Source organism: Streptomyces roseolilacinus, assembly GCF_014649335.1.
Lineage (GTDB): Bacteria > Actinomycetota > Actinomycetes > Streptomycetales > Streptomycetaceae > Streptomyces > Streptomyces roseolilacinus.
Map to the genome: position 1 here is coordinate 1 of NZ_BMSV01000042.1, position 660 is coordinate 660.

The 660-nt window shown below is 70.6% G+C and carries 1 protein-coding gene; it reads left to right on the forward strand.

Going from position 1 to position 660, the window contains the following annotated elements; genetic code table 11:
* Nucleotides 1-393: 393 nt before the first annotated feature.
* A partial coding sequence (locus IE106_RS30615; RefSeq protein ID WP_229840960.1) for a hypothetical protein occupies nt 394-660 on the forward strand: 267 nt, incomplete at its 3' end.

The following is a 660-nucleotide window of genomic DNA, read 5'->3' on the forward strand; positions in this document are numbered from 1 at the left end:
CTGGTCGGCCGACGGCCGCCCGGACCTCCTCGCGACCGACGGCTACTGGCTGATCCAGTACAAGGGACTCAGCACGGGCGGGTTGGGAGCCGGCGAAAAGACCACCGCCACCTGGTGGAGCCTGAACGGCGCCTTCTGACCCACCTCGAGGGTCTATCTCGTTGACGAGAAGCGTCCCGCGCGGGACGCTTCTAAAGCTGGCCAGATGCCCCGCACGGGCACTTCGCTGCCCTCCAGAAACACAAAAAGCGGCCCCCGCCGCCCGGATCGAGGTCCGGACTGCGGGGGCCGCTTCGTGTGCTCAGGTGCTCAGGTCGATGACGGGTGGGAGGTCGCGTTCGGCGAGGGCGTGGGTGAGGAGCCGGTACGAGGTGGTCCAGGTGCCGTGCATTCGTGTCCTGGCGCAGTGAAGCGTGCGGTGAGGGCGGTCTGGGTGTCGGGGTGGATGAGGACCAGGGCGACGGGGTCGGCGTCCGGCTGCTGCCCTTCGGTGGGGCGGCCGCGTTCCAGGGTGCGAGCGTCGGGGGTGATCCGTACAGCGACGTCGCCGTGACCGGTCCACGGGGTCGGTCTCTGCCGAGCGGTGAGCATCGCGGTGAACTCTGCGATGGCTCGCTGCTCCTCGGGGGTGCGGGCGCCGGGGGCGTGGCCGCAGCGGCG